This window comes from Streptomyces mayonensis (assembly GCF_018982965.1).
GTDB classification, from domain to species: Bacteria; Actinomycetota; Actinomycetes; order Streptomycetales; family Streptomycetaceae; genus Streptomyces; species Streptomyces mayonensis.
The window spans coordinates 16,514-33,232 of sequence record NZ_JACBYP010000090.1; the positions used below are offsets into that span (position 1 = coordinate 16,514).

The window sequence follows — 16,719 nt, forward strand, 5'->3', positions numbered from 1 at the left end:
CCCGACTGCGCGATGGTGGACGTATGCATGCGAAGGACATCCTCATCGAGGGCTACGGCCGCATCCAGGAAGAAGTCCACGCCGCCGTCGGGGGTCTCGGCCCCGACGGCCTGAACGCCCGGCCCGCCGCCGGCGCCAATTCCGTCGCCTGGCTGGTCTGGCACCTCACCCGGGTCCAGGACGACCACGTCGCCGACGCCTTCGGTCTCGACCAGCTGTGGCTGTCCGGGGGCTGGGAGGAACGCTTCGGCCTCGGTCTGCCCCGCCACGACACCGGGTACGGCCACGACTCGGCGCGGGTCGCGAAGGTACGGGTCGACTCGGCCGGCCTGCTGACCGGCTACTACGACGCCGTGCACGAGCAGACGCTCGGCGCGCTGCGCTCCCTGGCCGCCAAGGACCTGGAACGGATCGTGGACGAGAACTGGGAGCCGCCGGTCACCCTCGGCGCCCGCCTGGTCAGCGTCCTGTCCGACGACCTCCAGCACGTCGGACAGGCCGCATACGCCCGCGGGCTCCTTCAGAGCACGGACGCGTAGCCCGGCAGGACGACGTCCCGGATCAGGGCGTTGCGCTCGTCGAACGGCGCGAAGGCGCTCTTGAGGGCGTTCACCGTGACCGTGCGCAGGTCCTCGACGCTCCAGCCCGCCCGCTCGACCAGCAGGGACATCTCCCGCGTCATCGTGGTGCCGGAGACGAGGCGGTTGTCGGTGTTCAGGGTGACCCGGAAGCCGAGGTCCTTCAGCGCGGTGATCGGGTGCTCGGCGATCGAGGTCGCCGCTCCGGTCTGGAGGTTGGAGGTCGGGCACATCTCCAGGGCGATCCGCCGGTCGCGCACCCAGGCGGCGAGGCGGCCGAGCTTGCCCGCGGCGAGGTCGGGGATGTCGTCGGTGAGGCGTACGCCGTGGCCGATGCGCTGGGCGCCGCACACCTGGAGGGCCTGGTGGATGCTGGGCAGCCCGTGCGCCTCGCCGGCGTGGATGGTGAACGGCACGTTCGCGCGGCGCAGGTGTTCGAAGGCGTCGAGGTGGTCGGCGGGCGGGAAGCCGTCCTCGGCGCCGGCGATGTCGAAGCCGACGACGCCGGCGTCCCGGAAGGCGACCGCGAGGTCCGCGGTCTCGCGGGTGCGGTCGAACATCCGCATCCCGCACAGCAGGGTGCCGACCCGGACCGGGGTGCCCGCCGCGGCCGCCTTGGCCATGCCGGCCGCCAGCCCTTCCTGGACGGTCTCGACGACCTCGGCGAGGGCGAGTTCCCCGCGGGTCATCAGCTCGGGGGCGTAGCGCACCTCGCCGTAGACGACGCCGTCGGCGGCGAGGTCGAGGACGTACTCCTCGGCGGTGCGCAGCAGGCCCTCGCGGGTCTGCATGACGGCGAGGGTGTGCTCGAAGGTGGCGATGTAGCGCACCAGGTCGCCGGAGTTGGCGGCCTCGTAGTACCAGGCGGCCAGTTCGCCGGGGTCGGTGGTCGGCAGGGAGTGGCCGGCGTTCCGCGCCAGCTCCACGACGGTCGCGGGGCGCAGTCCTCCGTCGAGGTGGTCGTGGAGGACCGCCTTGGGGAGGCGGCGGAGAGTGTCGGCGTCTATGCGCGTAGATGTCATGTGCGGTGATTCCTCGGCGGATGGCTGCGCTTGCGCGCGGGGTGATGGATACGCGGGTGCGGGGGTGCTACTGCGCGGGGCGGATCAGGGAGTGGCGGGCTGGAGCAGGTCCCAGCGGTTGCCGTACAGATCCCGGAAGACCGCGACCGAGCCGTACGGCTCGTACCTCGGCTCCTCGAGGAAGGTCACGCCCGCGGCGGTCATGCGGGCGTGGTCCCGGGCGAAGTCGTCGGTGTACAGGAAGAAGCCGACGCGCCCACCCGTCTGGTCGCCGATCCGGGAACGCTGGGCCTCTCCCCTGGCGCGGGCCAGCAGCAGACCGGTACCCCCGGCGCCGGGGCCGGGTTCGACGACGACCCAGCGGGAGCCGTCCGGCCGGGGCGTGTCCTCGGCGAGGCGGAAACCGAGGGCCTCGGTGTAGAAGCGGATCGCCTCGTCGTAGTCGTCGACGACGAGGGCGACCAGGGCGATGCGTGTCATCGGCACCTTCCGGGACGGGTGATTGACCGGAGAGGTTATACGTAAAACTGACCGGGCGCCAAGTCCCGCCCTCGATTCCCCGCCGGGGGCGGACGGGCCCAACGGGCGAGAGGGCCGCCCCGTCGGAACGGAGGGCCCTCTCGCTTCGGAAGCGGACGGGTCAGCAGTACAGGTTGCCGCCCGGGGAGACGCCGAGGATCTGACTGAACTGCTGGTACTTGGTGACGCGGCTCTGGACCTGGGCGGGGTTCCTGCCGTCGCACTCCACGGCGCCGTTGATGGAACGGATGGTCTGGCCGAAACCGGCGCCGTTGACCATGGCGTTGTGCCCGGTCATGCTGCCGGGACCGGACTGGGTGTTCCAGTACCACAGGGCCGTCTTCCAGGCGACGGCCGAGTCGTTCTGCACCAGCCAGGGGTTGTTCAGCAGGTTGATGCCGAGCGCGTCACCCGCGGCCTTGTAGTTGTAGTTCCAGCTGAGCTGCATCGGTCCGCGCCCGTAGTAGGCGTCGTTCCCGGCCGGGCAGCCGTAGGGCTGCGTTCCGTCGCAGTAGTGGGGGTAGTTGGCGGTGTTCTGCTCGACGATGTGCACGAGCCCGCCGGTCTCGTGGCTGACGTTGGCGAGGAAGGCCGCGGCCTCCTGCTTCTTGGTGGTGTCGCTTCCGGTGTTGGCGAAGCCGGGATAGGCGCTGAGCGCGGCGGTCAGACCGCTGTAGGTGTAGAAGGAGTTGCGGCCCGGGAACATCTGGTTGAACTGGGCCTCACTGACGACGAACTGGCCGACCGGCGTGCCGGAGCCGCCGTCGCAGGGGTACGGGTCCCAGTACCAGGTGCTGATGAGCGGGTCGTAGCCGGGGTTGGCGTGCTCGGCGATGTAGGCCTTGCCGTCGGTGTAGCGGACGATGTCGCCGGTGTTGTAGTTCGCACCGGCCGACCAGGCCGGGTAACTCGAACACGCGGCGGCCGACGCTTCGCCCGCCGGCATGAACAGGGGCACGGCTCCCGCGAGTGCGAGTGCGGTCACCAGAGCGGATGTGCGGCGCCTCGACACAGGTCTGTCTCCTTCGGCGGAGCACGGCCGCTCCCGGACAGGGACAGATCGGAGCTGAGCCCTGCGCGCACGTGCCGGTGGGACCGGCCACGGCGTGGGGGCGGCCGTGGAGGGGGGTGTGGCTGCACACTCAACCGCGTTGGTCTGTACCAGTCAAGGGTGTAGACCAGTCAGTATGGAAAGGATCTTCACCGCTGCGGCACGAACCCGCCACACGTCGCAGCCCCGTCCCCGGGGTGCCGCGCCACCACTCCCATCCCGGATGCAGTGCCGCGGCACCACTCCTCACCCCCGGTGCGGTGCCGCGTCACCACTCCACCCCCGGTACAGTGCCGATGTCCCGGCCCTCCGGTGCGGTGCCGGCGTCCCGGCCCTCGGTGCCGTACCGGCTCGTCGCCCTCCGGCAGCCGTCGGGACAATCGCCTCATGACCACCACACCCCACCCGCTCGTCGCCGAGGCACGCCGCCTCGCGGACGACCTCCTCGCCCCCTCCGCCCAGCGTGTCGACCAGGACGTCGTGCCCGCGAGCCACCTGGAGGCGGTCCGGCGGTCCGGGCTGCTCGGAGTCGGCGCACCCGTGGAGTACGGCGGGGCCGGCGCCCCGGACGCGGTCGCCCGCGAGGTGGCGGAAATCCTCGCCGGCGCCTGTCTGTCCACGTGGTTCGTGCAGACCCAGCACCACACGCCGGTACGGCTGCTCAGCCGGGCTGCTCCCGAACTTCCCGCCCGTGAACGCCTGTTGCGCCCCCTGTCCGACGGCGAACTCCTGGCCGGCATCGCCTACGCGCACGTGCGCTCCCACCCCCGGGTGCCGGTGCGCGCCACCGCCGAGCGGGGAGGTGTCCGCTTCGACGGGACCGTGCCCTGGTACACGGGATGGGGCCTGAACGACCTGATGCTGCTCGCGGGTGTGACCGGGGCCGACGAGGTGGTGTTCGCCTTCGCCGACGCCCGCGAGCAGCCGGGGCTGCATCCCTCCGCGCCGATGCGGCTTGCGGCGCTGACCGCCGCCCGGACCGTGTCCCTGGCGCTGGACGGCCTGTGGGTGCCGGAGGAGTCGGTGGTGCTGCGCACCCCGCGGGAGGAGTTCGCCCGCGTCGACGTGCCCCGCAGCACCAACACCTCCCCGGCCGTGTTCGGAGTCGCCCGCGCCGCACTGGACCTGCTCGCCGCGGCGCCCGACGGGCCCGGTGCGGCCGGCGCGCTGCGCGCCCGGCTCGACGAGGTCAGGGAGCAGGCGTACGCCCTCGCCGACCATCCCGTCCCCAGCGAGCGCGTCGCCGAACGGCTGGCGCTGCGGACCCGCGCGTACGACCTGCTGCGGGCCGCCACGACGGCGGCGGTGGTGTCCGGCGGCGGTCGCGCCACGAGCCTGGACCACCCGGCCCAACGTCTCGCGCGGGAGGCGATGTTCCTGCTGGTCCAGGGTCAGACCGCGCCGGTGCGCGAGGCGCACCTGGAGGCGCTGGCGACGCTGTGACCCATCGCCCGGGAGAGGGCCGGGCCGGAGTCTGCGATCGCGCCCTCCACGACTACACATAAGGGAAAAATAAGAGCACAATGGAACTCATGCGGCGTTACCGCACACCGCGCCGGAAGCGGTGGGCCCTGTAAGCCAAAGGAGACGACTCATGGCCAACGTCTCGCACCCCCGAGGTGACATCACCAGCCACCCCGACGCCCCGGAAATGCAGGCACGCTATGCCCGCATGCTCGGTGGTCGGGACGTGGCACTCGTGGACGGGCCGGTGTTCCTGCTCGGCCTCTACTGTGCCGTGTCCCCGTGGATACTCCACTTCACCACCAGCCAGCCCTCACTCGTGGCCCACAATCTGATCGTGGGCATCGCCATCGGTCTGCTGGCCCTCGGTTTCACCCGCGCCCCGGAACGCATGTACGGCCTCAGCTGGGCCATGTGCGCGATCGGCGTCTGGATGATCATTTCGCCGTGGATCGTCGGGTCGAGTCCGGACGCCGGCGTCATCTGGAACAACATCGTCATCGGCGCCCTCGCCTTGATCCTGGGCATGGTCTGCGCCGGTACGGCGGCGCGGAGCGCCCCACGGCACTAGGAACCCGGAAGAACGTGACACGGGCCGGTCCGCGCACCTGCGGGCCGGCTCACCGGTGCGTGCGCCCTCCGGCCGCGTCCGAACCCACCGGACTGCACTCGCCCGCAGCGGGCACACTCCCCGGTGCGGGGGTTCTGACGCAGGAGGGGTGGACATGGAGATCGACGGCCTCATCAGTGCCATCGTCATCGGAATCGTCATCGGCGTTCTGGGCCGCCTCGTGGTGCCGGGCCGGCAGCGCATCGGCGTGCTGTGGACCATTCTCGTCGGGATCGTGGCCGCCCTGATCGGCTCGTGGGTCGCATCGGCGTTCGGCGTGGCCGACACGGACGGCGTGGACTGGATCGAGTGGCTCATCCAGATCGGCCTGGCCGCGGTCGGCGTGGCCGCGCTGGACCGGTCCCGGTCGCGGCCGGGCCGCTGAGAGCTCAACGAGCGGGGCCGACCTTGAAGGATCCGGTCATGGGCCTGGAGCCTTCCGACCGGGACATCCCCCGTCTGCCCGCCGCCGGCGCCGGCCCCTTCGGGTCAGCGGTCCTGGAACGTGTCCAGGGCCACGGCCTGGGCGACGGCCAGGCGGGGGTCAAGACCGGGTATGAGGATGTCGACCACGTAACGGTCCCGCAGTCCCCATTTCCTGTCCACCTTCAGCACCCGCTTGCCCCCCGTCTCGAAGTCGAAGTGGTACGGCCACAGGAACGGCATGTCCAGCGGCAGGAAGTCCCAGGCGCGGCGGAGCACGGCCACGAACCGGTTGCGCTCGCGGCCGACGGCGTCCGGGAATCCGGGCTCGTCCAGCACCCAGGTCGAACGCACCAGTGAGGCGATCTCCCGCTCCTCGAAACCGCCGACCAGGTCGCCCTCCGCGTCCCACACGTCGTAGCCGTCACCGGCGCCGCGAAGGCAGCGCTCCTCGATGGTGAACAGCACGCGGGTCCCGGACGCACCGGCGTGGAAGGTGATCTTCTCCTTGAGCGAGAGATACTTCACCTCGGCGCAGGCCAGCACCTCGCCCTGCGAGCCGTCCGGCATCAGCTCGCTCACCGTGTAACGGGCGGCCTTGAGCCCGTTCTCCTGCCGGACGGTGAAGCGGCTGCCGGTCCACTGTCCCGCACTTCCCACTGTTCCACTCCCTGGCCGTCGTTCCTTGTGCCGCCGCGGGGTGCGTCCGGCGGAGCCATCATCACCGGACCGCCCGCCCTGCGGCAGTCTCCATAAGTCGTCACCCGTAACGACCAAAGAAGACAGGGCCCCCAGGAAAGCCGGGGAGCCACTTTCGTCGCGCGAGACCGCACCGAAGGGAGGATGCGGGCGCCCGAGAACGGCCGTCTATCGTCTGCGCGTGGATGCTGCAGAAACTCCCCGTACCGGACCGTCGTTCCGCTTCCGTCTCGCCGCCGCCTCCCCCTGGCCCCGGCGGCGGATCGCCGGCGAGGCCGTGCTCACCCCAGTGCTCTCCGGGCTCGCGGGCGTCCTCCGCACGGCGGAGACCGGCTCCCTGGTGCAGGGCGGGGCACTGGCCCTGTTCGTCGCCGTGGTGTCCCTGGCGCGTCGCGCCCTGCCGGCGTCGGCCCTGCTGGCCGCGTCGGCCCTGGCCGGCGCCTTCCCCGGTGCGTTCGCCCTGCTGGTCTGCACCGGCTGGTCCGCCGGCAGCCGCATCGAGCGCCCGATGCGGGCACTGGCCGCGTTCACGGCGGGTTTGGGACTCCACCTTGCCGCCGACGTGGCCACCGCGTCGGATGTAGATCGCGGGCTGCCGGTGCTGCTGACCGTCGTACTGGCCGGGAGCTCCTTCCTGGCGCTGGTGGTGACACCCGGTTTCGCCGCCCGGTACCGCGCCCAGCGGCACGCCCTGCTGGACGCCCTGCGGCGGCACAACGCCCAACTGGTGCGCGAACGAGCGATGGTGGCGCGCCAGGCTCGGCTGCTGGAGCGGCAGCGCATCGCCCAGGACATGCACGACAGCCTTGGCCACCAGTTGGCCCTGATCGCCGTGCACACCGGGGCGCTGGAGGTGGACCCGGAGCTCAACGGCCGCCAGCGGGAAGGTGTTGGCGTCCTCCGGGAGGCATCCAGGTCGGCGATGCAGGAGCTGCGCGAAACCGTGGGCATCCTGCGCAACGACGCGGAGCCGTCCGGGCCCGGTGCGCGGGAGGCCGAGCCCTCCCCGGACCGCCCCGCGGTTTCCGTCGACGGGCTGGTCGCGTCGTCGCGGGCCGCGGGCACGGCAGTGGAACTGCACCGCTCCGGCGCCCAGCGGCCCCTCACCCCCGCTGTCGGCCGGGCGGCGTACCGCATCGCTCAGGAGGGACTGACCAATGCACACAAGCACGCGCCGGGCGCCCCGATCACGGTCGCGCTGCGCTACGAACCGGACAGCCTCGTGGTCGAGGTGGCGAACGGCCCGGTACCGGCCGGGGCTCCGGCCGCGCCCCCCGCGATCGGCGGCCAACAGGGGCTGACGGGCCTGCGGGAGCGGGCCCGTCTGGTCGGCGGCATGGTGCACACCGGCCGCACCCCGGGCGGAGGCTTCCGCCTCGCCGGCGTACTGCCGTACGCCGACGGCGAGCGGCAGTCACCTCCGGGCGGCGCGACTTCGGTGGCTGCGGACGACGACTTCCGAGAGCAGAGCGGCGGGGCCCCGGCGGGAGACAGTGGTGGCGTTCTCGAACACGCCGTACTGCACAAGGAGTTCACCGCCATCATGAGCCGCAAGAAGAACGCCGCCCTGGGTTGCGCCGCCGCTGCCGTCGTCCTCGTCGTGGGCCTCGGGGCCCTTCTGGTGTGGGGGGTGTCGAAAGGGCTCGACGAGTGGGAGAAGGGGAGCATACCGGCGAGCGTGTACGAGCGTGTACGAGGGGGCACGAGTCGGCGAGGCCGAGGCGGACCTGCGCAAGAAGCTCCCGGAAGGCGGATCGCTACTCACCGAGGGCGAGGAGAAGAAGGGGCCCGCGCTGCCCGACGACGCGGACTGCGAGCACTTCAAGGACGACGAGAAGGACATCACCTACCGGTTCTGCTTCCGCGACGGGAAGCTCGCCTCCAAGGTGTCCTACCCATGGACTGCCTGACCGGAGGTCTGTGACCACGCTCCCGGCCGGATCGGGCATGATGGGCTGACCTGTTGTCCGCCTGTCACACCCGTTCCCGCGCAGGAGACCGTATGATCCGGGTTCTCATCGCCGACGACGAGCCGCTCATCAGAGCAGGCATCAGAATGATCCTCACCTCCGCGGAGGACATCGAGGTCGTCGCCGAGGCACGGGACGGCCGGGAGGCGGTGGACACCGCCCGGAGCACCGCGGTCGACGTGGCCCTGCTGGACATCCAGATGCCCGTGATGGACGGTCTGACCGCGCTGGCCGAACTGGGCCGTGCCGCGCCGGGGGTACGGGTGCTGATCCTGACGACGTTCGGGGAACGCGACAACGTCCTGCGGGCGCTCGGCCACGGCAGCGCCGGCTTCCTGCTGAAGGACAGCGCCCCGCAGGAGCTGATCCACGCAGTCCGCGCGGCGGCGGCCGGCAACGCCTACCTGTCCCCAGCCGCCACCCGCCACGTGGTGGACACCCTCGCCTCTCCCGCCGCCACCGTGCGCGGCGAGGAGGCCCGCCGCCGCCTGGCCGGGCTGACCGGTCGCGAACGCGAAGTACTGGCCCTGCTCGGCGAAGGACTGTCCAACGCGGACGCCGGCACCCGCCTGCACATGAGCGAGGCGACGGTGAAGACCTATGTCAGCCGCGTCCTGACCAAGCTCGACTGCGACAACCGGGTCCAAGCAGCGCTCCTGGCCCGCGACGCGGGCCTGGAGCCGTGCGCAGAGTGAACCTCAGCACTCCGGCGAACCGGATGTGGAACGGACCGGCGGACTCGTAGTCCGACTCGTCCGAGTCGATGAAGGTCCGGCGGCCCAGAGTGGGGCACGGCGGGATCATGCTCGTCGCCGCTGTCACCGGAAGGCGGGAGGGGGCACAGCCTCGTGCAGGGGGCTGAACTTGAGTCCGGTGAGGCCCCGTTGGGGCGGGTCCGTCGTCCTGGTGGAGGCCGGAAGCCGGCCGAAGGACGCCATCGGGTTCATCGTCCTGCCCCGCCGCCGGGTCGTCGAACGCTCCCTTGCCTGGATCATGCACGCCCGCCGTCCTGCCCGGGACTACGAACGGCTCATCCCGCACTCGGAGTCGCTGATCACCTGGGCCGCCTTGGGCTTCTTGACCGGCCCTCGTGCAGGTAGCGGTAGGCGGTCGGGGTCGCGATGCCGTTGTCCCGGGCGAGTTGGACGAGTCGGGTGCCGTCGACGAACCAGCGACGCGGCATCGCGAGATGCTCGGCGGTCCCAGCACACATCAAGGACTGCGGTGCAGGTGATACTGGACGGCACTTGAAGCCTCTCGGCCGGAACTTGATCTTCGCAGACCCGTTCCTACCAGGAGATCCACCCATATGTGACGTCAGGCCACCACCCGGACTACTCGCCCGCGGTCACGCACCACAACCATCAGGTTGCGGAGATGACCTCAGTCAACTAACGCGGTACAGCATGCCAAGTGTGGTGACCGGGGCGTCGGAGCTGAACTCGATGACATCCTCGCCGTTCTTGCCCTTGAAGCGCTGTTGCTGCACGTGCATCTCCAGGGGTGCGTCGCACTGAGCACGGTTGCCAGACATCGGGTCAGCGTCGAGGAAGGCATACCAGCCGTCCAGCTCCAGGCGGTTGAGTCTCAGGCGGTATCCGCAGGTGGCGGAGCCATTTTCGCCGTCGACATCAGTGCTGAGCGTACCCACCTCTTCACCGACCCGGCCCGCACTGAGCTCAAGCTGGTTGCCGTAGCCGCCCGCCGAGTCGCTCCAGCGGCCGACGAAGCGGTCGGGGAGGGCAGCGGGTTCGTCACCCTCCTGGAAGGCGTTCCATACGCCGAAGATCAGTACAGCAAGCAGCACAAGGACTCCCACGACCAGCCACGGGTTTTGTTTCTTCGGCTTGGCCGCCGGGGCTTTCGGCTTGTTCGCCGACTTGGGCATGGCCGCGGGCGTCGACTTCGGCTTGGCCGCGGGCGTCGACTTCGGCTTGGCCGCGGTCTTCGGCTTCGGCTTCGGCTTCGGCTGTACGATCGCCGTCACAGTGGCGGCGTCCGGGCCGGAGGTCGGTGCGGAGTCCACGACGGTGGGCGAGCGGGGTAGGGCGGGGGTTCGTACGGGCGTCCCCCGTTCCGCCGGCCCGGATTCCAGCTGGAGCAGCTCGACGGCCCGGCGACCGATGTCGTCGGCGACTGCCGTAGGCAGCCAGCGGGAGGAATCCAGCAACGCGCCCGCGCCCTGCTCACCGGCCAGGGCCCGCGCGACCTCCGGCAGTTTCGGGCGGGCGGCAGGATCCTTGGCGAGACAGGCGGAGACCAGCTCCTTTACGGCATCCGGTCCGACATCGTCAAGCTGCGGCTCGGCGTGAGCGACCCGATAGAGCAGCTGGGCGGCACTGTCGCCAGGGAAGGGCTGCCGGCCACTGGCCGCGTAGGCGAGCACGGTGCCGAGCGAGAAAACGTCTGCAGCGGGGCCGACGGCTGCCTCACCGGTGACCTGCTCGGGAGCCATGAAGCCGGGCGAGCCGACAGCCACCCCGGTCGAGGTAAGCCGGGTGGCCGCCTCGGCGGCGCGGGCGATGCCGAAGTCGATCAGGTACGGGCCGTCGAGCGCGAGCAGCACGTTGGACGGCTTGACATCCCGATGTACCAGCCCGTGCGCATGCACGGCGCCCAGCCCCTCGGCCAGACCGACGCCCAGCGCGCGTACGGTCCGTTCGGGCAGCGGGCCGTGCTCCTCCACGATGTGCGCCAGGTCGCTGCCCGCCACGTAACCGGTCGACACCCACGGGACCTCGGCCTCCGGATCGGCGGCGAGCACGGGGGCGGTGCGGTTTGGTTCCCCGCTCACCAGCCGCGCCGCCGCCACCTCGCTCGCGAACCGCGCCCGGAACCGCTCGTCTGCCGCCAGATGCCGGTGCACCACCTTCACCGCAACAAGCCGCCCGCCTCGGCTCCGCCCCAAATACACCCGCCCCATGCCGCCGTGCCCGAGCACCCCCAGTAACCGGTATGAACCCACTTCGGTCGGGTCGTCCTCGCCCAGCGGCTCCAGTGCCCTCATTCCCACGCCCCTCGCACATACGACGCATTCACTGTGATGTGTCTGAGTCAAACAGCTTACGAGCGCGGCACGTTGCGAGGCAGCGGCCCACGACAGAGGTGTGCCTTCCCCCTGAGGTTCCACTTCGGGAGGTCGGTGGCGGACGGCTTTGGCCGGAACAGGACGCCAGACGGCTACCACCCCACCTCGGCCCACCCACGGACAGCCCATCAACGACCCACGATTGCCCCGGAGCCCACAGGGAGCAGGTCGTGCTGGTCCGGCGCTGGTTCGTCGACGGCACCCGACTCGTCCAACTCGCCCGGGACAACGGCATCGCGACCCCGACCGCCTACCGCTACCTGCACGAGGGCCCGGCCGTACTCGCCGACCACGTGCCCGACCTGTCCACTGCACTGGAACGAGCGGCAACGGCCGGATACCTCCACCTCAACTTGGACGGCACGGTGATCCACACCGACCGCGTGGCCGCCGCCGGCCCCAACGGCGCGCCAAGCTTGCCAGGTCAGCGGGCCCATCGACATCCATGCCACACGCTGCCTCAGGGCCAAGCCGACGCGATGCCAGACGTCAGTAGCGGCCGGCCTCCGGGAGGTCATGTCCGATGGAGTGGTGTACCGACGGCCACTCCACGAGACGCGCCCCGCCGCCATTTTCCGTCCGGGACGCACTTGAAGTCACTGGTCAGACCATGTGCCCGCGCCACAGCCCCTTCAAAGTGCGCTGGTCCCCAAACGGGGTCCCCAGGAATGATCAAGGGGCCGCTTCAGATCTCCTCTGAAACGGCCCCTGACCTTCGACTTCGTAAAGTCGGGACGACAGGATTTGAACCTGCGACCCCTTGACCCCCAGTCAAGTGCGCTACCAAGCTGCGCCACGTCCCGGTGTGGTCACGCGCGGCGAGCCGCGCGATCACGCGCAGAGCACTTTACCCCACGGAGCGGGCCGCTCCTAACGGGACCCGGCGCCGGAGGCGAGCCGCCGTTTGTCGGGCTTTCCGGCGGGTGTGAGCGGGACCTCCTCGATCAGTGTCAGCCGGGTCGGCGCGCAGGCCTCCTCCAGGCCGGCGGTGACGAGCGCGCGGAGTTCGGCCAGGTCGGGGACGTGTCCGGCGGCGGGCACCACGAAGGCGTGGACGGCCTCACCGGTGTCGTCGTCGGGGACGGCGACGACGTGGGCCTCGGCCACTGACGGGTGAGTGGCGAGCAGTCGCTCGACGGGCCCGGCGTAGTACACGTTGGCGTTGACGATGATCACGTCCCGGGCCCGTCCGGTGAGCCACAGGCGGCCCTCGGCGTCGAGACGGCCGAGGTCGCGGGTGCGCACCCAGCCGTCGGCGAAGACCTCGGCGCTGAGGGCGGGCTCCCGCCAGTAGCCCATGGCCTGCGCGGGGGTGCGGGCGAACAACTCGCCGTCGGTGCCCGGCGGGACAGAACGTCCGGAGGCGTCCCGCACCTGGAGACCGACGGGCGGCACGCCCAGCGAGCCCGGCACGTCGTCGGGGGTGGCCATGGAGATCATGCCGGTCTCGGTCTGCCCGTACCCGTGGAAGACGACGGGGCCGAGCACCTCCGCGGCCTCGCGCAGCCGCCCGGGCTCCAGTGGGGATCCGGACACCATCAGCGCCCGGAGGCTGCTGAGGTCGGCGGGCTCCTTGCGCTGGCTCTGCACGAGTTTCACCAGCCGGGCCACGGTGATGACGCTCGCGGTGGCCCGGTGCCGCACGATGCTGTCGGGGAATCCCGGCCGCTCGGCGGTGACCAGGGTGCCGCCGGCGGCGAGGGTGAGCAGTCCGTAGTCCAGCATCACCTGGCTCGACAGCGTGCCGAACACCAGGAACCGGTCCAGGCGCGCGGCCAGTTCACGGACGGCGGGCGGCCAGGCGTCCGGTCGCAGGGCCCATGCCGCGGTCATCGCCGCGTAGGTCTGGGCGCACGCCTTGGGCAGGCCGGTGCTGCCGCTGGTGTGGATGAGCCGGGCGATGTCCTGCGGCCGCCCCGACACGACCGGCCGCAGGCCGTCGTCCGCCGCCGACAGCAGGTCGTCCAGGAGGAGGACCCGCCCGGTCCGGGCGTCCGCACCCGGTCCGTCGGTGCTGTCGGTGCTGTCGGTGACCGTGAAGGCGGTGTCCGCGAGGAGGTGCGCGCGCTGCTGCTCCGTCAGGCCGGGGCGGACCCCGACGACCCTGGCGCCGACGGCGTGGGCGGCGACGAGGGCGGCGAACGCTTCGGGGCTGACGCCCAGCAGCAGCGCAACGCCGTCCCCGGGCCCGACGCCGCCGGTGCGCAACCCGTGGGTCACGCGCCGTACGGCGCCGAGGAGTTGGGAACCGGTGACCGTCCGGTCGCCGTGCTCGAAGACCGGACGGTCGCCCGCCGCCCCCAGCAGGTCCAGCAGGGCACCGGGGAACTGCTCAGCCAAGGCTCTCCTTCACGAACGCGGCCAGCGGCTGCTGGTGCACCGGTGGGATGTCCCACTCGTTCTCCAGGTTCTCCGCCAGGTGGTGGGTGCCGGCGAGGACGCCGTCGCGGTAGTGCCTGACCACGGGGTGGAGGTAGCTGGAGTCCATGGCGTGTTCGACGTCGTTCTCGGTCACCCGCGGGACGTTGATGTCGAACGGGTCCACGTCGTCGTGGTCGGGTCCGTACTCCAGGTTGACGACGAACCGGTGCGCCGCGGGCCCGAGGCTGCCGTCGACGGCGTAGGCGAGTGGCACCTCCTCCTGGTAGACGGCCTGTTCCGCGTCCACGTCGACGACGTCGCCGAGGACGGAGAACTGCTGCCACAGGCCGGAGGACCGGTTGACGCGGGCGACGACGGCGTCGGCGATCGCCTCCGGCGCGGCGGTGACCGGCCGGGCGGGCCAAGGGGTGTCGTGGTGGCGGGCGCCGAGGACGCGGTGCAGGGCGCGGGCTCCGTAGCGGTAGCCGTGGATGAAGCCGTTGGTGCCCTGTTTGAAGTCGAGTTGCTGGGTCAGGGTGCCGGCGAAGTAGAGGCCCGGTACGTTCACCGACTCGTAGGCGGAGGTCTGTTCGGGGAAGCGGTCGTTGATGACCAGGGCGGGGCGGCAGGTCTCGTCGAACACGTCGGCGTCGAAGCGGAAGCCCGCGCAGAGGATGACCCGGTCGTAGTGCAGTTCGCGGAGTCGTTCCGTGGTGCGGGCGTACCGGAAGGTCACGCGGAACCCGCCGTCTTCGGTCTTCTCGACGTTCTCCACGGTGCCGTCCAGGACGGCGTTCTGCGACTTCAGCTGGTAGCTGTCCAGGAAGTTGTTGTTGACCGCGCGCAGGTGCCCCACGAAGTGGGTCTTCCAGGCCAGTTTCAGGGAGTGCGGGCCGGCGACGTGGATGACGGCGGCCTTCGCCATGAGGGAGTCGGCGGTCTCGAAGGCGGAGTTCCCCTTGCCGACGACCAGGACCCGCTGGTTGGTGAAGGAGGCCGGGTCGGTGTCGAACTCGTCGTAGCGTTCGGCGAGGTGGATGCCGGGGATCGGCGGCTCGTTCAGCCGGGAGACGCCGGTCGCAACAACGAGTCGCCGGGCCTGCCACTGCCGCCCGGCGGCGTCGGAGACGGTGAAGACGCCGTCCGCGCGGGAGACACGGACCACGTCCGTGCCGTACTCGACGCGGACGCCGGTGCGGTCGGCGAAGTCGGCCAGGTAGCGGACGAAGTCGTCGGCGCGGGGGAAGTACTCCTCGCTGTACCGGGAGAACAGCAGCTCGGGATCGTCGCTGAGCAGGGAGTTCCAGTCCATCCGGAGGTTGAGTTCCGGGTCGGTGTACCCGGTGTGGACCTTGTTGATCGATATCAGCTGTCGATGTCGGGGGTACTTGGTGAAGAACGTGCCGGGCCCGCTTCCCCGCTCCAGGACGAGGTAGTCCCGTCCGTCACGTTCCAGTAGAGCGGCGAGCTGAAGTCCGGCCGGTCCGGCCCCGATGATCAGGTAATCGCGCACCATGGGCGGAACGCTAACCGCGTCACATCAGAAGGCTCTGAGATTGCGGCGGCTCGGTCGGGGCCGGCGGGCTGCTGGGCGCCATGCGGCGTTCGATGCGTTCGGGCAGGGCCCAGCGGTACAGCGGTACGGCGCCCGCGGTGGTGATCACGGCCACCAGCACCAGCATGGAGAACACGTCCTGGGTGATCATGCCCTGGGAGAGGCCGATGTTGATGAAGATGAGGATCATCAGGCCGCGGGCGTTCATCAGACCGCCCACCGCCCAGGACTCGCGCCAGCTGAAGCCGGTGCCGCGCATGGCCAGCGCGCACCCGACGTACTTGCCGGTGAACCCGGCCACGAGGATCAGCAGGAACGGTCCGATCATGCCCCATCCGGTGACGCCGCCCAGTTCGGTGTTGAGGCCGGAGAAGGCGAAGAAGATGGGCAGGAGCAGTACGCAGACCAGGTCCATCATCCGGCTGTGCAGGGCCTCGCGGAAGGCGGGGTCGCGCGGCATGGCGAGCCCCGCGATGAAGCCCCCGAAGACGGAGTAGATCCCGATGTAGTCGGTGAACAGCCCGGCGAGCAGGACGATGCCCACGACGACGTACATCTGGTCGAAGCCGAACCGGCCGGTGCGCTGTACCCAGGTGCCCATCGGACGCAGGAGCCGCGCCACCAGGGTGAGCATGACGAGTCCGAAGACCGCGGTGAGGCCGATGGTGCGCAGGACGTGCGGTGCGCCGGCGCCGGTGTGCATCGCTGACAGTACGGCGAGGAAGCACCAGGCCGCCGCGTCGTCGACGGACGCGCCAAGGAGGGTCATGCGGCCGAGCCGGGAGTTCTCCAGACCGCGCTCGTAGAGAATGCGGGCGAGCATCGGGAAGGCGGTGATGGACAGGGCTCCGCCGACGAAGAGGGCGAACTCGAAGGGGCTGACGTCGGGCCGCGAGAGCCGGTCGTGCAGCAGGTAACCGCACACGGCGCCGAGCAGGAGGGACGGGACGATGCCCGAGACGGCCAGGACGGTCGCGTTCCTGGTGTCCTTCCTGCCGTTGCCGCCGCCGTGGTCGAGACCGGCACCGACGAGGAACATGAACAGGGTGAGGCCGATGGTGCTCAGTACGTAGAGGATGGGCTTCACCTCGGCGGGGAAGACGGCTCTCTGGGCGTCGGGGAAGAGCGCGCCGAACAGCGTGGGGCCGAGGAGGACACCGGCGACCATCTCGCCGAGCACACGCGGCTGCTTCACCAGGAGGGCGAGGCGGCCGCAGACGGCGGAGGCGGCGAGGATGACCACGATGGCGGGCAGGACCCGCAGGACGAGTTCGAGGTTCTTGTCGGTGGCGGCCAGGACGATGGTGGACGGCACGGGGGTCTCCTGTGTACGTCGGCAACGTGCGGGGGGGGGAGGAGGAGTTGCGCAGGTCGGTGGG

At 70.7% G+C, this 16,719-nt stretch carries 14 protein-coding genes, 1 tRNA gene and 4 pseudogenes; 9 read left to right on the forward strand and 10 right to left on the reverse strand.

Annotated features, from left to right (window positions below; genetic code table 11):
- The first annotated feature begins 23 nt into the window (after positions 1 to 23).
- Positions 24 to 539, forward strand: a complete 516-nt coding sequence (locus tag HZS56_RS27425) for a mycothiol transferase (protein WP_216723470.1) — start codon at positions 24 to 26, stop codon at positions 537 to 539.
- Here HZS56_RS27425 and HZS56_RS27430 read toward each other — a convergent pair.
- From HZS56_RS27430 to HZS56_RS27440, 3 genes are all read right to left on the reverse strand, one after another.
- Positions 521 to 1,600 carry an adenosine deaminase gene (locus tag HZS56_RS27430; protein ID WP_216723471.1) on the reverse strand — a complete coding sequence of 360 codons (1,080 nt, stop codon included), beginning with the start codon at positions 1,598 to 1,600 and terminating at the stop codon, positions 521 to 523. The two genes, HZS56_RS27425 and HZS56_RS27430, sit on opposite strands and share 19 nt — an antisense overlap.
- Positions 1,601 to 1,684: 84 nt before the next feature.
- Complete coding sequence (locus HZS56_RS27435) at positions 1,685 to 2,080, reverse strand: VOC family protein (protein ID WP_216723472.1); 396 nt, start codon at positions 2,078 to 2,080, stop codon at positions 1,685 to 1,687.
- Positions 2,081 to 2,240: 160 nt separating this feature from the next.
- Positions 2,241 to 3,131 carry a glycoside hydrolase family 19 protein gene (locus HZS56_RS27440; protein WP_216723473.1) on the reverse strand — a complete coding sequence of 297 codons (891 nt, stop codon included), beginning with the start codon at positions 3,129 to 3,131 and terminating at the stop codon, positions 2,241 to 2,243.
- A 426-nt stretch (positions 3,132 to 3,557) separates the two neighbouring features.
- On the opposite strand from HZS56_RS27440, the gene HZS56_RS27445 reads away from it, so the two are divergent.
- The 3 genes from HZS56_RS27445 (at position 3,558) to HZS56_RS27455 (ending at position 5,629) form a co-directional block, all read left to right on the forward strand.
- On the forward strand, positions 3,558 to 4,613 hold the full coding sequence (locus HZS56_RS27445) for an acyl-CoA dehydrogenase family protein (RefSeq protein WP_216723474.1): 1,056 nt from the start codon (positions 3,558 to 3,560) through the stop codon (positions 4,611 to 4,613).
- A gap of 151 nt (positions 4,614 to 4,764) precedes the next feature.
- The gene (locus HZS56_RS27450; RefSeq protein WP_216723475.1) at positions 4,765 to 5,205 is read left to right on the forward strand and encodes an SPW repeat protein; all 441 of its coding nucleotides are present in this window, start codon (positions 4,765 to 4,767) and stop codon (positions 5,203 to 5,205) included.
- A gap of 154 nt (positions 5,206 to 5,359) precedes the next feature.
- Positions 5,360 to 5,629 carry a GlsB/YeaQ/YmgE family stress response membrane protein gene (locus HZS56_RS27455; protein ID WP_216723476.1) on the forward strand — a complete coding sequence of 90 codons (270 nt, stop codon included), beginning with the start codon at positions 5,360 to 5,362 and terminating at the stop codon, positions 5,627 to 5,629.
- A gap of 104 nt (positions 5,630 to 5,733) precedes the next feature.
- On the opposite strand, the gene HZS56_RS27460 is transcribed toward HZS56_RS27455, so the two are convergent.
- On the reverse strand, positions 5,734 to 6,327 hold the full coding sequence (locus HZS56_RS27460; RefSeq protein WP_216723477.1) for an LURP-one-related family protein: 594 nt from the start codon (positions 6,325 to 6,327) through the stop codon (positions 5,734 to 5,736).
- Between the two features lie 220 nt (positions 6,328 to 6,547).
- Here HZS56_RS27460 and HZS56_RS38960 point away from each other — a divergent pair, with 220 nt between their 5' ends.
- The 4 genes and pseudogenes from HZS56_RS38960 to HZS56_RS27475 form a co-directional block, all read left to right on the forward strand.
- The gene (locus HZS56_RS38960) at positions 6,548 to 8,290 is read left to right on the forward strand and encodes a sensor histidine kinase (RefSeq protein ID WP_308408171.1); all 1,743 of its coding nucleotides are present in this window, start codon (positions 6,548 to 6,550) and stop codon (positions 8,288 to 8,290) included.
- A 78-nt stretch (positions 8,291 to 8,368) separates the two neighbouring features.
- Positions 8,369 to 9,031 (forward strand): response regulator transcription factor, encoded by a 663-nt coding sequence (locus HZS56_RS27470; protein ID WP_216723478.1) that lies wholly within the window; start codon positions 8,369 to 8,371, stop codon positions 9,029 to 9,031.
- An 89-nt stretch (positions 9,032 to 9,120) separates the two neighbouring features.
- A pseudogene (locus HZS56_RS39230) lies at positions 9,121 to 9,256 on the forward strand (ISAzo13 family transposase); the annotation flags it as partial.
- A pseudogene (locus HZS56_RS27475) lies at positions 9,243 to 9,408 on the forward strand (IS5-like element IS4811 family transposase); the annotation flags it as partial. The pseudogenes HZS56_RS39230 and HZS56_RS27475, both read left to right, overlap by 14 nt.
- A 12-nt stretch (positions 9,409 to 9,420) precedes the next feature.
- Here HZS56_RS27475 and HZS56_RS38520 read toward each other — a convergent pair.
- Positions 9,421 to 9,583, reverse strand: a pseudogene (locus HZS56_RS38520) (IS5/IS1182 family transposase); the annotation flags it as partial.
- 140 nt (positions 9,584 to 9,723) lie between these two features.
- Positions 9,724 to 11,343, reverse strand: coding sequence for a serine/threonine-protein kinase (locus HZS56_RS27485; RefSeq protein ID WP_308408172.1), 1,620 nt, complete (start codon positions 11,341 to 11,343; stop codon positions 9,724 to 9,726).
- Between the two features lie 242 nt (positions 11,344 to 11,585).
- Between HZS56_RS27485 and HZS56_RS27490 the strand changes: the two are divergent.
- Positions 11,586 to 11,837 (forward strand): annotated as a pseudogene (locus HZS56_RS27490) (IS5/IS1182 family transposase); the annotation flags it as partial.
- Between the two features lie 316 nt (positions 11,838 to 12,153).
- Here HZS56_RS27490 and HZS56_RS27495 read toward each other — a convergent pair.
- The 4 genes from HZS56_RS27495 to HZS56_RS27510 form a co-directional block, all read right to left on the reverse strand.
- Positions 12,154 to 12,227 (reverse strand) — tRNA-Pro (locus HZS56_RS27495).
- Positions 12,228 to 12,294: 67 nt separating this feature from the next.
- Positions 12,295 to 13,764: a class I adenylate-forming enzyme family protein gene (locus HZS56_RS27500; protein WP_216723479.1), complete on the reverse strand. Its 1,470-nt coding sequence runs from the start codon at positions 13,762 to 13,764 to the stop codon at positions 12,295 to 12,297.
- Positions 13,757 to 15,301 carry an NAD(P)-binding domain-containing protein gene (locus HZS56_RS27505; protein ID WP_216723480.1) on the reverse strand — a complete coding sequence of 515 codons (1,545 nt, stop codon included), beginning with the start codon at positions 15,299 to 15,301 and terminating at the stop codon, positions 13,757 to 13,759. Before HZS56_RS27505 ends, HZS56_RS27500 begins: the two co-directional genes overlap by 8 nt.
- 19 nt (positions 15,302 to 15,320) lie before the next feature.
- Complete coding sequence (locus HZS56_RS27510) at positions 15,321 to 16,655, reverse strand: cation:proton antiporter (protein ID WP_216723481.1); 1,335 nt, start codon at positions 16,653 to 16,655, stop codon at positions 15,321 to 15,323.
- Between the last annotated feature and the right edge of the window lie 64 nt (positions 16,656 to 16,719).